Source organism: Orrella marina, from assembly GCF_003058465.1.
GTDB classification, from domain to species: Bacteria; Pseudomonadota; Gammaproteobacteria; order Burkholderiales; family Burkholderiaceae_B; genus Algicoccus; species Algicoccus marinus.
Window position 1 is genome coordinate 3,804,030 of sequence record NZ_CP028901.1, and the last position, 19,202, is coordinate 3,823,231.

15 protein-coding genes are annotated in these 19,202 nt (G+C 56.8%); 5 read left to right on the forward strand and 10 right to left on the reverse strand.

What is annotated here, in order from left to right; translation table 11 throughout:
- Positions 1–281 precede the first annotated feature (281 nt).
- A complete protein-coding gene (locus DBV39_RS17350; RefSeq protein ID WP_159079020.1) occupies positions 282–1,133 on the reverse strand; it encodes an alpha/beta fold hydrolase in 852 nt (283 codons plus the stop codon).
- Between the two features lie 414 nt (positions 1,134–1,547).
- On the opposite strand from DBV39_RS17350, the gene DBV39_RS17355 reads away from it, so the two are divergent.
- The 3 genes from DBV39_RS17355 (at position 1,548) to DBV39_RS17365 (ending at position 4,809) form a co-directional block, all read left to right on the forward strand.
- Positions 1,548–2,609, forward strand: coding sequence for an aldo/keto reductase (locus tag DBV39_RS17355; RefSeq protein ID WP_159079021.1), 1,062 nt, complete (start codon positions 1,548–1,550; stop codon positions 2,607–2,609).
- A 65-nt stretch (positions 2,610–2,674) separates the two neighbouring features.
- Positions 2,675–4,060, forward strand: coding sequence for an NTP/NDP exchange transporter (locus DBV39_RS17360; RefSeq protein ID WP_108622622.1), 1,386 nt, complete (start codon positions 2,675–2,677; stop codon positions 4,058–4,060).
- Positions 4,061–4,125: 65 nt separating this feature from the next.
- Entirely contained in the window at positions 4,126–4,809 is a 684-nt protein-coding gene (locus DBV39_RS17365) for a glutathione S-transferase family protein (RefSeq protein WP_108622623.1), read from the forward strand.
- A 169-nt stretch (positions 4,810–4,978) separates the two neighbouring features.
- On the opposite strand, the gene DBV39_RS17370 is transcribed toward DBV39_RS17365, so the two are convergent.
- Both DBV39_RS17370 and DBV39_RS17375 read right to left on the reverse strand, forming a co-directional pair.
- Positions 4,979–6,592, reverse strand: a complete 1,614-nt coding sequence (locus DBV39_RS17370) for a BCCT family transporter (protein WP_108622624.1) — start codon at positions 6,590–6,592, stop codon at positions 4,979–4,981.
- 498 nt (positions 6,593–7,090) lie between these two features.
- Positions 7,091–7,651 (reverse strand): Yip1 family protein, encoded by a 561-nt coding sequence (locus DBV39_RS17375; RefSeq protein WP_108622625.1) that lies wholly within the window; start codon positions 7,649–7,651, stop codon positions 7,091–7,093.
- Between the two features lie 136 nt (positions 7,652–7,787).
- Between DBV39_RS17375 and DBV39_RS17380 the strand changes: the two genes are divergently transcribed.
- Complete coding sequence (locus tag DBV39_RS17380; protein ID WP_108622626.1) at positions 7,788–8,204, forward strand: MarR family winged helix-turn-helix transcriptional regulator; 417 nt, start codon at positions 7,788–7,790, stop codon at positions 8,202–8,204.
- 88 nt (positions 8,205–8,292) lie between these two features.
- Complete coding sequence (locus DBV39_RS17385) at positions 8,293–9,516, forward strand: ISAzo13 family transposase (RefSeq protein ID WP_108622627.1); 1,224 nt, start codon at positions 8,293–8,295, stop codon at positions 9,514–9,516.
- Between the two features lie 31 nt (positions 9,517–9,547).
- On the opposite strand, the gene DBV39_RS17390 is transcribed toward DBV39_RS17385, so the two are convergent.
- From DBV39_RS17390 to DBV39_RS17420, 7 genes are all read right to left on the reverse strand, one after another.
- Positions 9,548–9,949, reverse strand: a complete 402-nt coding sequence (locus DBV39_RS17390) for a ribonucleotide reductase subunit alpha (protein ID WP_108622628.1) — start codon at positions 9,947–9,949, stop codon at positions 9,548–9,550.
- Between the two features lie 5 nt (positions 9,950–9,954).
- Positions 9,955–10,734 (reverse strand): peptidylprolyl isomerase, encoded by a 780-nt coding sequence (locus tag DBV39_RS17395; RefSeq protein WP_108622629.1) that lies wholly within the window; start codon positions 10,732–10,734, stop codon positions 9,955–9,957.
- Positions 10,735–10,766: 32 nt separating this feature from the next.
- A complete protein-coding gene (gene narI, locus DBV39_RS17400) occupies positions 10,767–11,495 on the reverse strand; it encodes a respiratory nitrate reductase subunit gamma (protein ID WP_108622630.1) in 729 nt (242 codons plus the stop codon).
- Complete coding sequence (gene narJ, locus DBV39_RS17405; RefSeq protein ID WP_108622631.1) at positions 11,492–12,214, reverse strand: nitrate reductase molybdenum cofactor assembly chaperone; 723 nt, start codon at positions 12,212–12,214, stop codon at positions 11,492–11,494. The genes narI and narJ overlap by 4 nt, the downstream gene beginning before the upstream one ends.
- A 1-nt stretch (position 12,215) precedes the next feature.
- Positions 12,216–13,748: a nitrate reductase subunit beta gene (narH, locus tag DBV39_RS17410; protein WP_108622632.1), complete on the reverse strand. Its 1,533-nt coding sequence runs from the start codon at positions 13,746–13,748 to the stop codon at positions 12,216–12,218.
- Positions 13,749–13,774: 26 nt separating this feature from the next.
- On the reverse strand, positions 13,775–17,584 hold the full coding sequence (locus DBV39_RS17415; protein ID WP_108622633.1) for a nitrate reductase subunit alpha: 3,810 nt from the start codon (positions 17,582–17,584) through the stop codon (positions 13,775–13,777).
- Positions 17,585–17,760: 176 nt separating this feature from the next.
- Positions 17,761–19,146, reverse strand: coding sequence for a NarK family nitrate/nitrite MFS transporter (locus tag DBV39_RS17420; protein WP_108622634.1), 1,386 nt, complete (start codon positions 19,144–19,146; stop codon positions 17,761–17,763).
- Between the last annotated feature and the right edge of the window lie 56 nt (positions 19,147–19,202).

Consider the following 19,202-nt stretch of genomic DNA (forward strand, 5'->3'; position numbering starts at 1 on the left):
TTCTATCCGCATGATGTCTATGCCACTTACTGGCTCATGGATCGCGCTCAGTGATGGTCCATGTCAGGCGCAAGCGATCGACGATGCTGTCCTGTACTCAGGCTTCATGATAAGCATAATTTTGCTCAGTGTCGCCCAGCTTTCTTTGCAGCGTGCAATACAGGTCGTCACATCTGGCGTGATATCGAACCATACTGACCCGTTTCGAATGGGCTCCCATTTGGGTTTGCTGGGACGGGTAGGGGTGCTGTACGGGCGCTTGTCAGTTTGTATCTAGACGGCTATCTGTCTTTTTTTATACGGCATCGCTCCGAATTTTCGATAAAAGTCAGGATATGGTGATTAAAGGCGCCTGGTTGCTCCCAGTTCGCACAGTGTCCGCATTCCGGGATGACGACAGCAGAGGAACCCGGTATGAGTGATTGTTGCATCCGCAGTACTGCGGGCGGTGCGTACAGGTCCGCATCGCCTGTCATGAGCAATGTGGGGCAAGCGATTTGGGTCAACCTTTGCCGGTTTATCTCGTTTCCGAGAGACTGGCTCGTGGATCCGCCCGGTCGGGCCTGATCCGCGAGGCTTTGCCAGGCTTTCACACCCTCGGGGTTGCTGGCGCGATAGCTTGGTCCGAGCTCCTTCATGTCATGCGTGAGCGTCTCAAAGCAAGGGGGGCGCAGGCGTTCCAGAACGGCCTGGTACTCGGTGTCATGGATTCCCATCATGGATGATGTAATCGAGAGGGAGCGCACTCGCTCGGGCCAGCTCAGCACAAAGTCGAGTGCAAAGTATCCACCATGTGCAATCGCAACCAGATGAGCAGACTCGATCGCAAGATAATCCAGCAAGTCGCGCAGATCCTCGGCTGCGACGCCCGGATCATCAGGATCAATGGGCGCTGAGCCAGCGTAGCCACGCCTGGAGTAGCCAATGACCCGGAGCCCTCGTCGCGCGAAGCTGTCGCGCTGGTAACCCCAGGCCAGTGCGCTCTGAACGCCAGAATGCAGCAGAATGATCGTGGCAGTTGAGTCAGGCTCTCGGGCATGGACCGAATTTTTGATTCTGTGTGCCGTATCCCAGTAGCCCAGAGAGGTGGACGGAAGTGTGGCAATCAGGTCGGGTGCAGTGGCTGTCAGCAAGTTGTCTTCCTCAAGGCCTGCCATCAGAAACCGTACGGGGCCGATGGTGGATTCGGTGCTTCTGGTGGCTCCTGATCACTTTACACCACGGGGTGTAAATCCTTCACACGGGCGTGCGTACACAGCTTTCCGTTGGTCAGGATGTCATTATTAAAGCAGTTTAATGAAATCCCTTGTATCTGAATGGGTTGGCGTCGCTATCCGACAGTTGTTCAGAGGGTTGTTCACAGTTCATGGGGATAACCCGAATGTGTACGGATCATCCGACTTGTCTTGTGAATAAGCGCAGTATTGTGATGGGTACGGCACAGGATGCTCGCATGGTGGGTGACGTTAGCCCAGTCTGCTGAACTTTCGGATTTCGCAACAGTCGACTCTTCAGGTCTTGTTTCACGCAACGGTGGAGGAGGTGGCATGTCAGATAAAGAACATCAACCCGTCAGTTGTAAAGCTGTACCGGGCGAGGACGTCATTGGTCATTTGGATGCTGGCGTGGCCGCGTCACGCGTTGCGCAACAACTCGCGCGAAGGCGGTTTCTGGGGCAGGGCGCTGTCGTGGCCGGACTGGCGAGCTGGCCAGGTTTGTCCGCATGGGCTTCTGCGACCGAAGCCAGTTCTGCTGGTGCCTCGGTTTCGGGCTTGTCTGGGCCGCTGGTGGCCAAACCCATCCCTTCTTCAGGCGAACTGTTGCCTGTCATCGGAATCGGTACAGCCAGGCGGTTTGATGTCGCAAGCACCGAAGAGGAACTCGCCCCGCTTCGAACGGTTTTGCGAGAGCTACCCATCCTGGGCGGTCGTGTTGTGGACACCGCTCCGTCTTATGGCAATGCCGAGACAGTGATCGGTGAACTAATGCAGGCATTGGGCAATCGGGATCAATTATTCCTGGCGACCAAGGTGGGCGCAGGACGTTCTGGCGTCGAAGCGGGCATCGCCGAAATGCAAGGGTCGCTCAAGCGTCTGCGTACCGATCACGTAGACCTGATGATGGTTCACAATCTGGCGGGCATTCGCGAAATGCTCCCCGTACTCAGACAGTGGAAAGCCGAAGGGAGAACCCGCTATATCGGCATGAGTACGTCATTTGAGCGTCAGTACGATGATTTTGTGACAGTCATGGAGTCCGAGGTGCTTGACTTCATTCAGGTCGACTACGCGATCGACAACCGCTCGGCAGAAAAGCGCATACTGCCGCTGGCACAGGACCGGGGTATGGCTGTTCTGACGAATCTTCCGTTTGGCCGGGGACGGGTGTTCAAGCAGTTTCAGGGACAACCTGTTGCGCCGTGGGCGCAGGAGCTCGGGATACAAACGTGGGCGCAGTTAGCCCTCAAGTACGTGGTGTCGAATCCCGCCGTGACGGTCGCAATCCCCGGGACGGCCCGACCACAGTATCTGGTAGATAACCTGGGAGCGGGCCATCCACCCATGCCGGATGAGAGGACGAGAGCCCGGATGGCCGCACTGTTTGAGTGAGTTCTGGAGACCATGCCGGATGGTGACGTGAGCGAACGGGTGTTTTGGGGTCGAGGTGCGATCTCATGAGCGCTGATTCAATCGGGCTGCGTGTGCTGCGAGCCCTGGATGTTGACCGCCGTGAGGTGCCCGCACTCGCCTGGTCGTTTGCGTACTTTTTTCTGGTTCTGGCCGCCTACTATGTTCTGAGGCCCATTCGCGACGAGATGGGGGTGCTGGGCGGCGTACGCAATCTTGCCTGGCTCTTTACAGGTACGCTGATCGGCACCTTGTTGCTTCATCCACTGTACACCTGGCTTGTTTCACGACTCACGCGAGCCCGATTCATCGCGTACACCTATCGTTTCTTCATCGCCAATCTGATCGGGTTTTATGTATTGTTCAGCATGGTGCAAGGGGCAGGCGATGCGAGTCGGGACGAAGTCTGGGTTGGCCGGCTCTTCTTCATCTGGGTCAGCGTCTTCAACCTCTTTGTGGTGTCGGTGTTCTGGTCGTACATGACTGATGTGTATCGACCCGGGCAGGGCAAGCGACTTTTCGGGGTGATCGCAGTCGGGGGGACGCTCGGTGCCCTCAGTGGGTCCAGTGTGACAGCCGTGCTTGTCGAGTGGCTGGGCGCGTTCAATCTCATGCTCTTGAGCGCGTTGCTGCTGGAGCTTGCGGCCCGTAGTGCAAGACGATTAGGACGTTTTCAGGAACAGCTCAACGAAGCAGAAAGGGTGCATGAGGCTCCCGTGTCAGCTGCCGGACTGCTTGACGCAGCAGCGCCATCAGCGATCCTGGATGGTGAGAGGAGCAGACAGGATGAGCGGGTGATCGGTGGCGGCGTTCTGGATGGTATTTCCCATGTGCTCAAGTCACCGTACCTGCTGGGGATCGCTGCGCTCATGTTGCTGTTCACCATCGCGTCGACCTTTCTGTATTTTCAGCGGATGGACATTATCGCGCGTGAGTTTGCAGACGATTCCGTTGCCCGGGTGCGGTTGTTCGGTACGATTGATGCTGCTACCAATCTCCTTACATTGCTGACGCAGTTGTTTCTGACCGGTCGCCTGTTGCGCTGGCTCGGGGTGGGCTTCGGGCTGGCATTCCTGCCTGCCGTTAGTCTGATCGGGTTTGCGGGCCTGGGTATGGCACCTGTACTCTGGGTGGTGGTGGCGTTCGAGGTGATTCGGCGAGCTGGAAACTTTGCGCTTGCCAGGCCGGCGCGTGAGGTTCTCTACACCGTCATGTCTCGTTCGGACAAGTACAAGGCCAAAAATTTCAACGACACGTTCGTCTATCGACTCGGGGATCAGCTCGGATCCTGGTCATACACTGCGATGGGTTGGCTTGGCCTCGGATTGTCGGGTCTGGCGCTGACCATGGTGCCGGTTTCTCTGGTATGGGTAGTGCTGGCGCTCTGGCTGGCCAGGCAGTACAACCGCAAGGCAGCGAAGCCACCCGAGTGAGGCAGATCAATCACTCACCGACGTCGCTGCTCAGCTTTCTCAACGAATCAACAGGAAACACTCCAATGCTTGAACTTGCGATTGGCAATCTCAACTATTCGTCCTGGTCGATGCGTGCATGGCTCTTGCTGCAGCATTTCAACATTCCGTTTCGTGAACGGTATCTGCGATTTGATGGGTTTGAGCCAGATTCTGTGTTTAAGCAATCCGCACTGGCGTTATCAGCCACAGGCAAGGTACCAGTCCTGATCGATGGTGATCTGGTCGTGTGGGATTCCCTGGCGATCGCGGAGTACCTGGCGGAACAATATCCAGATCGACCGCTCTGGCCTGCAGAGCGGTCCTTGCGAGCCCAGGCCCGCAGCGTCTGTGCCCAGATGCATAGTGACTTTGCAGCCTTGCGAACAGCCTGCCCCATGAACATTGAGGCGGATCTGCGCCAGACAGGTGCGCTGATCTGGCGTGATCATCCGGAGGTCAGGCGCGATGTGGCGCAGATCGAAAGTCTGTGGGAAATATCTCGTGCCCTGAGTGGTGGGCCTTTTCTGTTTCGTGAGTTCAGCATTGCTGATGCATTTTTTGCGCCGGTCTGCATGCGTATCAGGGGGTACGGTTTGCCCGTGTCAAAACAGTCAGACGATTACATCAACCGTGTGGCCACCACACCGGCCGTGGCGCAATGGGTTCAGCGCGCCCGCGCAGAAAATGACTTTCTGGCGTTTGAGGAGCCTTACAGGCTGGGTCGATAACCACGACTTGCGCCAGAACATACATGTCGGGTGCGATGTCACACATCAATGCATGTATTGATGTGCCAAGGGGGTTCGCGAAACTTGGCGATACGTCTGCCTGTTTGCAAAGAAGAACTGAAGCCGAACGTTTAGAGGCCAGCTCGACGCCGGCCTCTACAGTCACTGTTTACTGGTTTGACGAGCCCGTTGCAGATGCACCCAGTTCATCATCCTCCGTGAGCTGCCGGGCTTCCTCCAGCGAGGCGCCGACAGGTGTCTGGTCGTTTGCCTGATAGAGCATCTCAAGTTGTGCCTTGCGATCCTCAGCAAGCTCCCTGAACAGCATCCAGACCATCGCGTACAGAATCAGCACAAACGGCAGTGCTGCCAGAATGGCGGCCGCCTGCAAGGCCTGCAGTCCACCGGTGGCGATCAGTGTCAGGCAGATGGCTGCAATCAGCACACCCCAAGCCAGACGTTTGGCAAGTGGAGGGGCCGGATTGCCGCGATCGGTCAGCTGCGCAACGATGTAGGAGGCCGAGTCAGCAGACGTGATCAGGAAAATGAACACCAGAATCATGCCTAGAATCGACAAAAACTCCGACATCGGATAGAGCTCGAAGAACCGGAACAGAGACGTCGTGATGTTGCTCTGCACTGCTTCGGCAATGTTGGCACCTTGTACCAGGTCAAAGTGCAGGGCTGCCCCGCCAAACACACCCATCCAGACGCAGGCAAGCAATGGAGGTACCACCAGCACACCCAGCACGAACTCGCGAACCGTGCGACCGTAGGAAATCCGCGCAACGAAGGTGCCGACGAAGGGCGACCAGGCAATCACCCACGCCCAGTAAAAGATCGTCCATCCGGCGCCCCAACTGGTATCGCCCGGCGCGTTGGTCTGCAGGCTCATGAAAATGAAGTGCTGCAGATAATTACCGAGGGCCTGTGTGAAGTAGTTCAGGATGGCGAGCGTCGGTCCGAACATCAGTACGAACACCATCAGCGCGAGCGCAACAGTCAGATTGATTGTGGAGAGAATCTTGATGCCCTTGTCCAGTCCCGATGCGGCTGACAGCATGTAGGCGGTGAACATCACGCCCAGAATGATGGCCTGCCAAACGAAGCCTTCCGGGATCCCATAAAGGTACTCCAGTCCGCCGTTGACTTGCAGCACCCCCAGGCCGAGGGACGTCGCCACACCCATGACGGTTGCGACAACAGCAAAGATGTCCAGTGCACCGTTGATCTGGTGGCGAAACCTGGACTTGCGGGTCAGTGGATCCATGACAACCGATACAAGGCCGGGCTTGCCTTTGCGAAACTGGAAGAACCCGATGATCAGGCCAACCACAGAGAAAGCAGCCCATTGACTGACCCCCCAGTTAAAGAAACTGTACTGAAGCGCGAGTTCGGCTGCTCTGTCGGTTCCTGGCTCGGCCATGCCGTGTGGTGGCGTGACAAAGTGCATCATCGACTCGGCCACACCATAGAAAACCAGACCGATTCCGAACCCTGCTGCCAGCAGCATCGCGATCCATGAGTAATAGGAGAACTCGGGCACGCTGTCTGGTGGGCCTAGCTTGGTTTCTCCGTATTTTGAGAAGGCGAGGTATACGAGGACGACCACAAATCCGAATACTGACATCAGGAAGAACCATCCGAAGCGTGTAGTCGCCCAGTCCAGTCCGGATTGTGCGACATCCCCGAACTGTTTCGGGGCCACCGCCCCGATCAGCACCAGTACGGTGATGATGAGAACGGACAAAACGAATACAGGCTGTTTGTAAGCTGAGTTCACGGAGTTACCTTGTGATGATTTTCTTGAAAGTAGCTAGTGCTCGAAGATTGGAAGGATCTTTTATCAGTCTGAACGAATGGACGGGCTGCCTCAATAGAGAAATCCCTTGATTGGTGACTAAAGTTTTACTTTAAAAGGGTAACAAACCTTGATCGTCACGTCTAACGTGACGATCGATGGAACGTGTCGCGATATCTGCCCCGGATTCAGTCGTTTGCAGCAGACCCTGCAAGCGACTGGGCAAGCGTAGAACATTCGGGGTCGTTATGTGTAGTGCGTGCAGGTTGGGCGCTGCGCGGGTTGTCTGTCTTCCGTACGACTCTGGCTGGAAATCTGCGCCCCGATCGGTCTCAGGTGATAATCAGGCTTCATGCAGTTACATGGCACCTACTGGCCCCGCTTGTGCAAGGCAACACGGGCTCGATCGTGTTCACGGTGACCAAGCAATACTGAGGCCGACGGTCCAGGCATCTGGACCGAGGTCAGCGCACTGGCAAGTCAGATCCAGGCGATGAGCAGCAGCAGACATGACCAGCCTGCAATGCCAGCGCCCATGACGGTGTGCGTGATGGCCGCCGCGACCAGTTGGTCTTCCACTCTCAGGACTGCTCTGACACCGTGATGAATCAGACTGCAGGTCGCTGCCAAGGCGAGCAGGGCCAGTATGACGTTCACCGTCATGTCGGGTATGAACAGTCCGAAGGCAGACAACCACAACGGTACAGGCGCAATACTGGCCAGTCGAAATGCATCAGTCGAATTCACTTCAATCCAGTGGGACTGCGTGACTTGTCTGATGAGCCAGCCCATGAGCAGCCAGGTGAGCATTTCGGCCCCGAAGAACACGGGTGCGATGAGTTGCCAGGGTTTGTTGCTGTAGCCCTGTATCAACAGATCGCCGTAGACTGGCCCGTAGAAGAACAGCATGACTGGTGGAATCAGCGATAGCGGTAAGACAAGTCGCCAGAACAGGCTAGCGAGCGTCGGTCTGTTTTGCACCAGGTCCTGCCATCCCTTTTGCGAGGAAATAATCATCTGGGGAATTGAGAGGATCAACATGACGTGCTCCTTCTGCCGGGTTGCGAAGCGAACATTCGGATCGACTGCCCATATATCACAACATGATGTATTTGTATGGCAATAATATGATGATTGTCAATCAATCGTTACATGCTCGTTAAACGGGGGAAACACGATGGCTGGTCAGGACATCCAGGATGCGGTTTGCGTCGATTTCGAGCGGCTGTCACAGTTTCGTTACCGTCTACGTTGCTTTTTACGAGTCAGCGAGGACATCTGTCGCGAGCATGGTCTGACACCGCTGCAGTACCAGTTAATGCTCCATTTGAAGGGACAACCAGACCGGGACTGGGCCACCATCAGCGAGTTGGCCGAGAGGTTGCAGTCCAGGCATCACGGCGTTGTCGCTCTGGTGAACCGATGCGAGGCAGCCGGCCTGGTGCGACGTGGTCCCTGTCCGACTGATCAGCGGCAAGTCCGGGTCTATCTGTGCGCGGATGCAGAGGCCGTGCTGGAACAGGTCGCAACACTTCACCAGCCTGAGTTGACAAGGTTGCGTGAAGTGCTGGCTATGACCGGTTTAAGCGCCTGACCTGATCCGCTCAGATATGCATGAGAGGCGCTTAGAGACTGTAAATATTTAACTTGGTTATTTATTGGGAATCGGCTATGCTTATCGAATGCCGAATATCTCACCAATCGCTTTGCGCTGGGAGGCGCTGAACGAGACACTCAATGAGCGTCAGAGAAGATTGTTGCTCGGCGCAGAAGCCAAAGCACTCGGTCGAGGTGGCATAGCGGAGGTGGCATCGGCCACTGGTGCATCCCGCACAACGGTAGCCGCCGGTATCAAGGAGCTCGGCTCGTTGAAAAGTATCGACGCGGCGGATGACTCTCGGTCCATGACGGCAACAGGATCGCGTCGACCGGGAGGTGGCCGCAAGCGACTCGAGACAACCGATGAGACCTTGGTTGCAGACCTTTTGGCTCTGGTCGAGCCGACCACGCGAGGTGACCCGGAGTCACCGTTGCGCTGGACATGCAAGAGTCTGCGCAATCTGGCCGATGAGCTCAAGACCAGACATCATCAGGTCAGCCATGTGGTGGTGGGCAATATATTGCGTAGCCAGAATTTTAGTCTGCAAGCAAACGCCAAGGTGCTCGAAGGCAACCAGAGTCCTGATCGAAACGCACAGTTTGAGCACATCAATGCAGCCGTGAAGATCGCACTGGATGCAAACGAACCGGTCATTTCGGTCGATACCAAAAAGAAGGAGCTGGTTGGGGCATTCAAGAACGCGGGCCAGCGATGGCTGCCTAGAGGTCAACCCGATCAGGTCCAAGTTCATGACTTTGTCGACAAGGATCTGGGGCGCGCCAATCCGTACGGCGTTTATGACATAGGTGCTAATGAGGGTTGGGTCAGCGTGGGAACGGATCACGACACGTCGGCATTTGCCGTGCAAACTATCCGGCGCTGGTGGTTCTCGATGGGCCGAGCGCGCTATCCTGAAGCCAGCCGATTGACGATCACAGCAGATGGTGGTGGCAGCAATGGCCATCGGGTTCGGCTATGGAAGTATGAGTTGAGCCAGTTAGCCAGGGAACTGGGGCTCGAGATTCACGTGCATCACTTTCCTCCCGGGACCAGCAAATGGAACAAGATTGAACACCGCTTGTTCTCGTTCATCACCATGAACTGGCGCGCGCGCCCACTGATCAGTCACGAAGTCATTGTCAATCTGATCGCCAACACACGAACCCGTAGCGGCCTGTCGGTTAAGGCCGAGCTCGATACTGCCGCGTATCCGAAGGGAATTTCTGTCACTGACGCCCAAATGGCGACGATCAAGATCGATCGAAGCGATTTTCATGGCGAATGGAATTACTGCATACGACCCTAGTCATTCGACTATATTATTTGTTAACAGTCCCTTAGTTCAAAGCCACCGCATTGCCTTGACGGTCAAACGAGACGAAGTGACCAATCTGACCACTCTTGATCTGTTCAACCACACGCTCCATCAGCGTGGCGATTTGAGCTTCGTCGAGTTCATGACCGGGCATTACGTCCATTGCCGTGACAAACAGAATGTCCCACTGAGGGATAAACTGGCGCGCCTCGTGTTCCAAGTCTGCAAACGACTTGATGTCCGAGGCGCGCTTGTCGACACTGGCCGCCGGGACTAGCGCACCGCCGTGGCCTTGCTCAAACTCCCTGCGTTGCTCTTCAGTACTGTCTTCAGGTAATTCGGCAATGGTATACACCAGAAACAAGTGTTGTTTCAGGGCCTGCTCATTTGCCAGTTTGAGCAAATCGTCAAATTGATCAATCATGCTTGCTACCCCTGAACCAGGGGGCTGTCTGCCCCTTCAATTTCCACGCCACGAACATCGGCCTCGCCCGCCAGAATCATCATGTATTGGCGTAATGCGGTTGAACGTGACTGGACTTGAAGGGTCATGGCGACCCGCTCCTGAACCTCCTCAAATGTCAACTGCCGACCTTGGTTTGAGGCCAGAACCTCGACGATGTGCAAACCGAACCGGGAGTGCACCAGGCGTGGATGTAGTCCGGGCGGCATCATGCCGGCACTGTCCCAGAAGAATGCCTGAGCAAGCTCGGGCGCACACTCCTGAGGCGTGATCCAGCCGAGATCGCCACCCTGTTGCGATGAGGGGCAGTTCGAATATTCGGCGGCAGCTCTGGCGAAACCATCAGGTGCTGCGTCCCTGGCCGTGAGAGAAAGCAGTACGCCCTCGGCTTTGTTTGCCAGTGCCTGCACGTTGACCCCGGGCGTGACCGCGAAAAGAATGTGGCGTGCGTGCAAGGACTGGTCGATAACGTATCGATGCCGGTTGGCCGCGTAATGCCGTTGTTGCTCCTGTGGGTCCGGCTCGGGTGTGCTCACTTCACGCTCTAGCATCTGCTCGATGATGTCTTGCGTCTGGCTATCCGGGAACTGAAACGCAGACATGCCATGGTCCTGAAGCAGGCCAAGCGCCACGGCACGCTGGCGCAGCAGTTCTGTGTAGGCCCTTTCTCGCAGCGAGTCGGCTGACACTGCCTCATCTGGGTGGGCCAGTTGCGTGTTATTGATGCTGGGCATGGATGTTGTCATGATCGTTCCTGTTCTCGGGCTTCTGGCAGACGTCAACGTGACGCGCCGGATTGCTGGTTTGACACACTTGGCTTGAGACCCAGTTTTCTGCTGCGAACAACTTGTGGTGGTCTGAAGAGGTAGGCAAGCGTGCCAAAGCCACTCCAGACGTGCACCAGTCGCGAAAACGGGAACAGCAAAAAGATGGTCATGCCAAGCACCAGATGGACCTTGTAAGGCCAGTCAAGTGCCACGAGTCCGGCGGCATCCGGTCTGAACGTGAAGATGCGCTGTGCCCAGTCCGAAAGTACCAGCATCACCGAGCCATCCGAATGTCCGATTGAATAAGGCAGTGTGATCAGGCCTAGCACCAGCTGGATCCACAGGATGATCAGGATGAAGAGATCCGTACGGTGACTGGTTAGCCGGATCCTGGGATCAAACAGGCGACGATGCAACAGCATGGTCAGACCAATGAAACAGATAATGCCAGCCACGCCACCCGCGTAGACGGCCACCAGTTGCTTGGCACCAGGACTGATGAACGGCTCGTAGATGAAATGCGGAGTAAGCAAGCCGACCGTATGTCCAAAAAACAGAAACAGGATGCCAGCGTGAAACAGGTTACTGCCCCAGCGCAACTGCCTGGCGCGCAGCAGTTGCGACGAATCGCTCTTCCAGGTGTACTGGTCACGGTCAAACCGGGCCAGGCTTCCCATCAGAAACACGGTCAGACAAATATATGGATAGACGTTGAATAGGAAATTATGCAGCGTGTTCATGCCTGCGCTCCTGGGTTCGGGGTGTGGCTCGAAGGGGAAAGGGATTCGGTTCGTCTGACGATATGGATCGGTTGTGGTTGCCCTGGGCGAGCCTGGCCTTTGGTGGAGCAACCATCAAAGGCCGCGGGCTCCGCCCAGCTGTCGTCCAGACCGTCGTCCTGTGCAATCTCGACGGCTCGAGCCTGTTCGCCAGCCAGCTCGATGATTGCCGCCAGTACACTTGCATAAGGACTGTGACGGTTGGCTAATGCCGTGAAGATGGCTTGTGCGATATGTACGGTCTCGCCTAAAAATGCTCTCGCCTGCTGTGCAGGCTGGGTCGAAGCGAACTCCAGCACCACCGGCAGGTAGTCCGGAAGCTCATGCGGCGCCAGCAGCAGGCCTGCCTGTTCATAGGTCTGGATCAGGTCAATCATGGCAGGACCCCGGTCGCGGGAATCCCCGTGGACATGCTCGAACAGGAACAAGGATGTCTGCCGTCCCCGGTCGAAGGTCTCCACGTACTCGGCTTCAATCAGCATCGACGGGCCACTGGCCAGACGAGTGATGACACGGCGCAGTTCCTGCTGGCGAGATTGCGAGAGTGCGCCCTCCTGCGCGAGCGCGTCAATCAACTCCTGCGAATGCTCGCGCACTGCTGTATCCGGATAGCGCAACAGGTGGGCTAGCACACGCAATGTGTGGCCGACAGCTTTGGTGGCGTGGTTGAAACGTTTCATGTCAGGCCTCCACCTTGATCGGTATCGTCCGCTTCTTCTCACTCCCAAACAGACTGGTTTCGGTCACCCCTTCCGAACATCCGTTTCCAAAACTGAAACCACAGCCTCCGCGGACATTGAAAGCATTTTCTGCATACTCGCGATGGGTGGTTGGAATCACGAAACGGTCTTCGTAGTTTGCGATGGCCATGTAGCGATACATATCCTCGACCTCAGCGACACTGAGTCCGACTTGTTCAAGCACGTCGGTGTCCACCCTTGCGTCAACGTGCTTGTTGCGCTGGAACACACGCATTGCCAGCATGCGTTCGAGAGCTCGCACTACTGGTTCAGTCTTCCCGGCGGTCAGGAGGTTTGCTAGGTACTTGACCGGAATGCGCAACTGGCTCACATCGGGGATCTGCCCGTTGGCTTGGACTAGTCCTGCATTGGCGGCTGCCGATATGGGTGAAAGTGGTGGTACATACCAGACCATCGGCAGCGTGCGGTACTCCGGGTGCAGTGGCAGGGCGACTTTCCAGTCAACCGCCATCTTGTAGACCGGACTCTGGCGAGCAGCCTGCATCCACGCATCCGGAATGCCGTCGACACGTGCCTGCTCAATGACCCTGGGGTCATTGGGATCCAGGAAAATGTCGAGCTGAGCTTCGTACAGGTCGGCCTCATGTTCCACACTGGCTGCCTCGGCGATGCGGTCCGCGTCATAGAGTAGTACGCCGAGATACCGGATGCGTCCGACGCACGTTTCCGAGCAGACCGTTGGCTGACCTGCCTCTATCCTTGGGTAGCAGAAAATGCACTTCTCCGCCTTGCCACTTTTCCAGTTGTAGTAAATCTTCTTGTACGGGCAGCCGCTCACGCACATGCGCCAGCCGCGGCACTTGTCCTGGTCGATCAGCACGATTCCGTCTTCTTCGCGCTTGTAGATGGAACCGGACGGGCAGGAAGCAACACAGGCCGGATTCAGACAGTGCTCGCACAGCCGCGGCAAGTACATCATGAAGGTGTTCTCAAACTGGCCGACCATCTCTTTCTGCGCGGCTTCAAATCCATTGAAGTTACTGTCTTCACTGCGCTTGCTGAACTCGCCACCCAGCAGCTCTTCCCAGTTCGGACCCCACTCGATCTTCTCCATGCGCATGCCGGTGATCAGTGAGCGTGGCCGGGCTGTCGGTGCATGTTTCATCTCCGGTGCAGACTGAAGATGGTCGTAATCGAACGTGAACGGCTCGTAGTAGTCGTCAATCTGTGGCAGGTGAGGATTGGCAAAGATTTTCATGAGCAACTGCCACTTGCCACCTTGCTTCGGGACGATGCTTCCGTTGGAGCGCCGTTCCCAGCCACCCTTCCAGCGGTCCTGATTCTCCCACTCTTTGGGGTAGCCGATACCCGGCTTGGTCTCGACGTTGTTGAACCATGCATACTCGACGCCTGGACGGCTGGTCCAGACGTTCTTGCAGGTCACCGAACAGGTGTGGCACCCGATGCACTTGTCCAGATTGAGCACCATGCCGATCTGTGCACGAACTTTCATTTGCTGACTCCTTGATTCGACGTGCTTTAAGGGTTCTCGCCCTGCGATTGATAGACTTTGGCCAGATGATCATCACGGGGTGTATCAAGCCAGTCGACTTTCTTCATCTTGCGAACCACCACGAACTCGTCCCGATTGGTGCCGATCGTGCCGTAGTAGTTGAAACCGTAGCTGTACTGGGCATAGCCGCCAATCATGTGGGTTGGCTTGGTCACGATTCGGGTGACTGAATTGTGAATGCCACCCCGCACGCCGGTGATCTCGGATCCCGGGGTGTTGATGATCTTCTCCTGGGCGTGATACATCATGACCATCCCGGGATTGACCCGCTGACTCACCACTGCCCGGGCTGCGATTGCCCCATTGATGTTGAACAGTTCAACCCAGTCGTTATCAACGATTCCGGCTTTGCCTGCATCGTCTTCGCTCAACCAGATGATCGGACCGCCTCTTGCCAGCGTCAGCATGTGCAGGTTGTCACTGTAGGTGGAGTGAATTCCCCACTTCTGGTGTGGCGTGATGAAATTCAGCAAGATCTCGGTATTGCCATTGGGCTTGATCTGATGGATACCACTTGTGGTCTTGAGGTCTACCGGTGGGCGATAGGTGCTGAAACCTTCACCGAATGCAATCATCCAGGCGTGATCCTGATAGAACTGCTGGCGCCCAGTCAGGGTGCGCCACGGGATCAGCTCGTGAACGTTGGTGTAGCCGGCGTTGTAGCTCACGGTTTCACTTTCGATCCCGCTCCAGGTGGGTGAGCTGATGATTTTGCGAGGTTGTGCCTGGATGTCGCGGTAACGGATTTTTTCGTCCTCGCGATAGAGGGCCAGATGGGTATGGTCACGTCCTGTCTGCTTTGACAGTGCTTCCCATGCCTTGACCGCGACATGCCCGTTGGTTTCTGGTGCCAGCTGCAAAATGACCTCGCAGGCGTCAATGTCGGTGACGATGCGAGGCATGTCCCGCGTGGCGCCGGGCTCAAGTGTCTTGCCATTGAGCTGTCCGAGCTGGGTCACTTCAGTTTCGGTCTTCCAGGAAATGCCTTTTCCACCGTTTCCGATCTGCTTCATCAGTGGACCGAGCGCTGTGAACTGTTTGTAGACATTGGGATAGTCGCGACTGACCACGGCAATCTGAGGCGCTGTCTTGCCGGGAATCAGGTCACAGTCGCCGTTTCTCCATTCCTTCACGTCAAAGGGCTGGGCGAGCTCGGCGGGTGTGTCGTGCATCAGCGGTGTGAGCACCACATCCTTCTCGACGCCAAGGTGACCCACGCAGACCTCGCTGAATGCCTTGGCAAATCCTTTGTAGATCTCCCAGTCCGAGCGTGACTGGAATACTGGGTCAACTGCTGCCGATAGTGGATGGATGAAAGGATGCATGTCGCTGGTGTTCAAGTCGTTCTTTTCGTACCAGCTGGCGGTCGGCAGGACGATGTCCGAGTACAGGCAGGTCGTCGACATGCGAAAGTCCAGTGTGACCAGCAGGTCGAGCTTGCCCTCAGGTGCCTGGTCGTGCCACTTCACATGCCTGGGCTTGGCATCCTCTTCGCCAAGGTCCTTGCCCTGGAGGCCGCTTTCTGTCCCTAGAAGATGTTTGCAGAAGTACTCGTGCCCTTTACCGCTCGAGCCCAGCAGATTGGAACGCCAGACAAACATGTTGCGCGGCCAGTTCTCAGGTGCGTCCGGGTCCTCGCAGCTCATCTGCAACTCGCCGCTCGCCAGTGCTTTTGCCACAAACTCCTTGGGGTCGACATTGTTTGCCTGTGCTTTTGCGACCAGTTCGATCGGGTTGGCCGTGAGTTGAGGTGCACTGGGCAGCCACCCCATGCGTTCTGCTCGCACGTTGTAGTCAATCATGCTGCCGCCATAGACTTGCTTGTCGGCCAGCGGTGACACAATCTCCCCTAGATCGAGTTTTTCATAACGCCACTGATCCGTGTGCGCGTAGAAGAAACTGGTGCTGTTCATCTGACGAGGTGGGCGGATCCAGTCAAGTGCGAAGGCCAGTGCGGTCCAGCCTGTCTGCGGACGCAACTTTTCCTGTCCGACGTAGTGTGCCCAGCCGCCCCCGCTTTTGCCGATACATCCGCACATCATCAGCAGATTGATGACGCCACGGTAGTTCATGTCGCAGTGGTACCAGTGGTTCATGGCGGCGCCAATGATCACCATCGAGCGGCCTTCTGTCTTGTGGGCATTCTCGGCGAACTCGCGTGCTACCGTGATCACCTGCTGGCGCGCAACGCCAGTGATGCTTTCCTGCCATGCGGGCGTGTAGGGCGCGTCGTCGTCATATGACTTCGCGCCGCTTCCCAGGCCGCGGTCGATGCCATACTGGGCAACTTGCAGATCGAAAACGGTCGATGCCAGCACCGACTGGCCATCGGCCAGGGTAAGGCGAACAGCCGGGACCCGGGCACGATTGATGTCGCCCTGCGCCGGGTTGTTCGCAAAGTGAGGGGTGTTCTGGCCGCCAAAGTACGGCAATCCGACTTCGACAATTTCATGCGGTTGATCGCCATCTTCGATGATCGACAGTTTGAGTCTGGTCTCTTGGCCGTCGGCCGCATTCCTGGACTCGAGGTTCCACTTGCGCTCATCTGAGCGGCCCTCCGGTCCCCAGCGAAATCCGATCGACCCATTGGGCAGAACCAGATTGCCCTGCACATCAAACGCGAGTGTCTTCCATTCAGGATTGTTTTCCTGGCCAAGCTGGCCAGCGATGTCGCTGGCTCGCAGGTACCGGTCCGGAACCTGGATGACCTGACCATCCGGTGTCGTCTGCTCCTTGAGAAGCAAAACCATAGGCAGGTCGGTGTAGCGTCTGGCGTAGTCATCAAAGTATGCGCTGCGCTTGCCACCTCCATCCGGAAAGTAGAATTCTTTGAGAGCTACATGGCCCATGGCCATGGCCAGTGCCGCATCAGTCCCCTGTTTGGGATGCATCCAGATGTCGGCCAGCTTGGCGACTTCCGAGAAGTCTGGTGTGACTGCGACGGTTTTGGTGCCCTTGTAACGCACTTCGGTGAAGAAGTGAGCGTCTGGCGTACGGGTCTGCGGAACGTTCGATCCCCAGGCGATGATGTAGTTGCTGTTGTACCAGTCAGCTGACTCGGGTACGTCGGTCTGCTCTCCCCAGACCTGCGGGCTCGATGGTGGCAGGTCGCAGTACCAGTCGTAAAAGCTCATGCAGACCCCGCCGATGAGCGACAGATACCGGCTCCCGGCTGCATAGCTGACCATCGACATGGCCGGAATGGGCGAGAATCCGATAATACGGTCTGGCCCATACTTCTTGATGGTGTAGACGTTGGCGCTGGCAATCAGCTGGTTGACTTCTTCCCAGGAGCTGCGCACAAACCCACCCATGCCACGGACTTGCTGGTAGTCCTTTCGGGCAGCAGGATCCTCGGCGATCAGTGCCCATGCGTCAACCGGGGTTCTGGTGACTTTGAGTGCGGCGCGCCAGCGTTCGAGCAGACGCCCTCTGACCATGGGATATTTGACCCGGTTGGCGCTGTACAGGTACCAGGAATAGGAAGCCCCGCGGGCACAGCCGCGCGGCTCATGATTGGGCATGTCCCAGCGCGTGCGAGGGTAGTCGGTCTGCTGGGTCTCCCAGGTTACGATCCCACCCTTGACGTAGATCTTCCATGAACATGATCCGGTACAGTTCACGCCATGGGTGCTGCGAACGATCTTGTCGTGTGCCCAGCGGTTACGGTAAGCGTCTTCCCAGGTACGGTCTTCATTGGTGACCTGGCCGTGGCCTTCGGAGAATGTCTCCTTGGGCAGCGAGAAGTGGGTCAGACGGTCTAAAAAATGACTCATTGCTATTTCTCCATGAGTGCGGGCTTGGTGCGTGGACCTCTCAGTCCTTCGTTCTCAGTCCTTGAATCCTGCAGTCATCGTAGGGCTCAGGGTCCGGCGCGCCAATTCTCCTAACGCACAGGTGTGTCACTACATTTGGCGGTTGTTGCTAGTTCTTTCGGATTAGGTGATTTTTCTTAGCAGGGCATGGGGGCGTTGCGGCGCGAGTACCAGAACCAGGTTACGAGCAGGCAGGACGCGTAAAAAGCAATGAAGGTTGCGAGTGCGGCGTGCGGGGCGCCCGTGAGATCAATGGACGTGCCGAAGGTCTTGGGGATGAAGAATCCGCCGTATGCCCCCATGGCACCCGTAAAACCAAGCACGGCTGCGGCTTCCTTGCCACCCTCGAGTGTTGCGCGACGTTGGGATTCCGGGTCCTTGGCGGCGGATTGCTGGCGCTCTTGCAGAAAGATCACCGGGATCATCCGGAAGGTTGAGCCGTTGCCGATGCCTGTGAGTGCGAACAGTATGATGAACATCGTCAGGAATCCGTAGAAGTTGCCGCTACCCTGTCCGTCTGGCAAGAAGAACATCACTCCCAGCACAGCCAGAATCATCAGAAGGAATGTCCAGAAAGTCACACGTGCTCCGCCCAGCTTGTCCGACACCCAGCCACCCACCGGACGGACGGCAGCACCGACGAGTGGTCCCAGAAATGCGTAGGTGGTCGGGTTGATACCGGGAAACTGTGACTGGGTCAAAAGCGCGAGGCCTGCCGAGAACCCGATGAATGAACCAAAAGTGCCGAGATAGAGCCAGCACATCAGCCAGTTGTGTTTTCGTTTGAAGATGATGGCCTGATCCGCAAACGAGGCCTTGGCCGAGGCAATGTCATGCATGCCGAACCATGATGCAATCGTTGCCAGCACGATGAATGGCACCCAGATGAAGCCGGCGTTCTGCAGCCAGATGGTCTGGGTCGTCCCGTCAGTAGCCGTGATGCTGTGCCCGCCACCGCCGAGTGCGCCGAACATGCCAATCGAGATCACCAGCGGTGTGACAAACTGGACGATCGAGACGCCGAGGTTGCCGATACCGGCATTCAACCCGGTCGCCAGTCCCTTGCTGGCTTTGGGAAAGAAAAAGCTGATGTTGGACATGGAGGAACTGAAGTTGCCTCCTCCCAGACCGCATAGCAGGGCCAGCACCAGCAGGGTTGGGTAGCTGGTAGAGGGGTCACGCAAGGCGAACCCCATCCCAATGGCGGGAATCAACAGACTGGCCGTCGAGATCGCGGTCCAGCGGCGCCCGCCAAATATCGGAACCAGAAACGAATAGAAGATTCGTAGTGTGGCACCGGACAGGGCGGGCAGGGCGGTCAGCCAGAACATCTGGTTCTTGGTCAGATCAAAGCCTGCTTTGGGCAGATTGACAACCACCACTGACCAGAGCATCCAGACGCTGAAGGCCAGCATCAGCGCCGGGATGGAGATATACAGATTCCGGTAGGCTATCCGCTTGCCTTCGGATTCCCAGAAGGTTTTGTCTTCCGGTTCCCAGCGGGTCAGTACGTTTGAGGGCATGGTGTGCTCCAGGGGGTGAGCCTGAGCCTGATCAGTCAGGCTCAGGCGGGCGCAAT

Excerpts from the sequence above, each read along its gene's own strand:
- DBV39_RS17395 (WP_108622629.1), bottom strand. The coding sequence starts at position 10,734 with ATGACAACATCCATGCCCAGCATCAATAACACGCAACTGGCCCACCCA.
- DBV39_RS17355 (WP_159079021.1), top strand. The coding sequence starts at position 1,548 with ATGTCAGATAAAGAACATCAACCCGTCAGTTGTAAAGCTGTACCGGGC.
- DBV39_RS17420 (WP_108622634.1), bottom strand. The coding sequence starts at position 19,146 with ATGCCCTCAAACGTACTGACCCGCTGGGAACCGGAAGACAAAACCTTC.
- narI (WP_108622630.1), bottom strand. The coding sequence starts at position 11,495 with ATGAACACGCTGCATAATTTCCTATTCAACGTCTATCCATATATTTGT.
- DBV39_RS17365 (WP_108622623.1), top strand. The coding sequence starts at position 4,126 with ATGCTTGAACTTGCGATTGGCAATCTCAACTATTCGTCCTGGTCGATG.
- DBV39_RS17360 (WP_108622622.1), top strand. The coding sequence starts at position 2,675 with ATGAGCGCTGATTCAATCGGGCTGCGTGTGCTGCGAGCCCTGGATGTT.
- narH (WP_108622632.1), bottom strand. The coding sequence starts at position 13,748 with ATGAAAGTTCGTGCACAGATCGGCATGGTGCTCAATCTGGACAAGTGC.
- DBV39_RS17375 (WP_108622625.1), bottom strand. The coding sequence starts at position 7,651 with ATGTTGATCCTCTCAATTCCCCAGATGATTATTTCCTCGCAAAAGGGA.
- DBV39_RS17385 (WP_108622627.1), top strand. The coding sequence starts at position 8,293 with ATGCCGAATATCTCACCAATCGCTTTGCGCTGGGAGGCGCTGAACGAG.
- narJ (WP_108622631.1), bottom strand. The coding sequence starts at position 12,214 with ATGAAACGTTTCAACCACGCCACCAAAGCTGTCGGCCACACATTGCGT.
- DBV39_RS17390 (WP_108622628.1), bottom strand. The coding sequence starts at position 9,949 with ATGATTGATCAATTTGACGATTTGCTCAAACTGGCAAATGAGCAGGCC.
- DBV39_RS17415 (WP_108622633.1), bottom strand. The coding sequence starts at position 17,584 with ATGAGTCATTTTTTAGACCGTCTGACCCACTTCTCGCTGCCCAAGGAG.
- DBV39_RS17380 (WP_108622626.1), top strand. The coding sequence starts at position 7,788 with ATGGCTGGTCAGGACATCCAGGATGCGGTTTGCGTCGATTTCGAGCGG.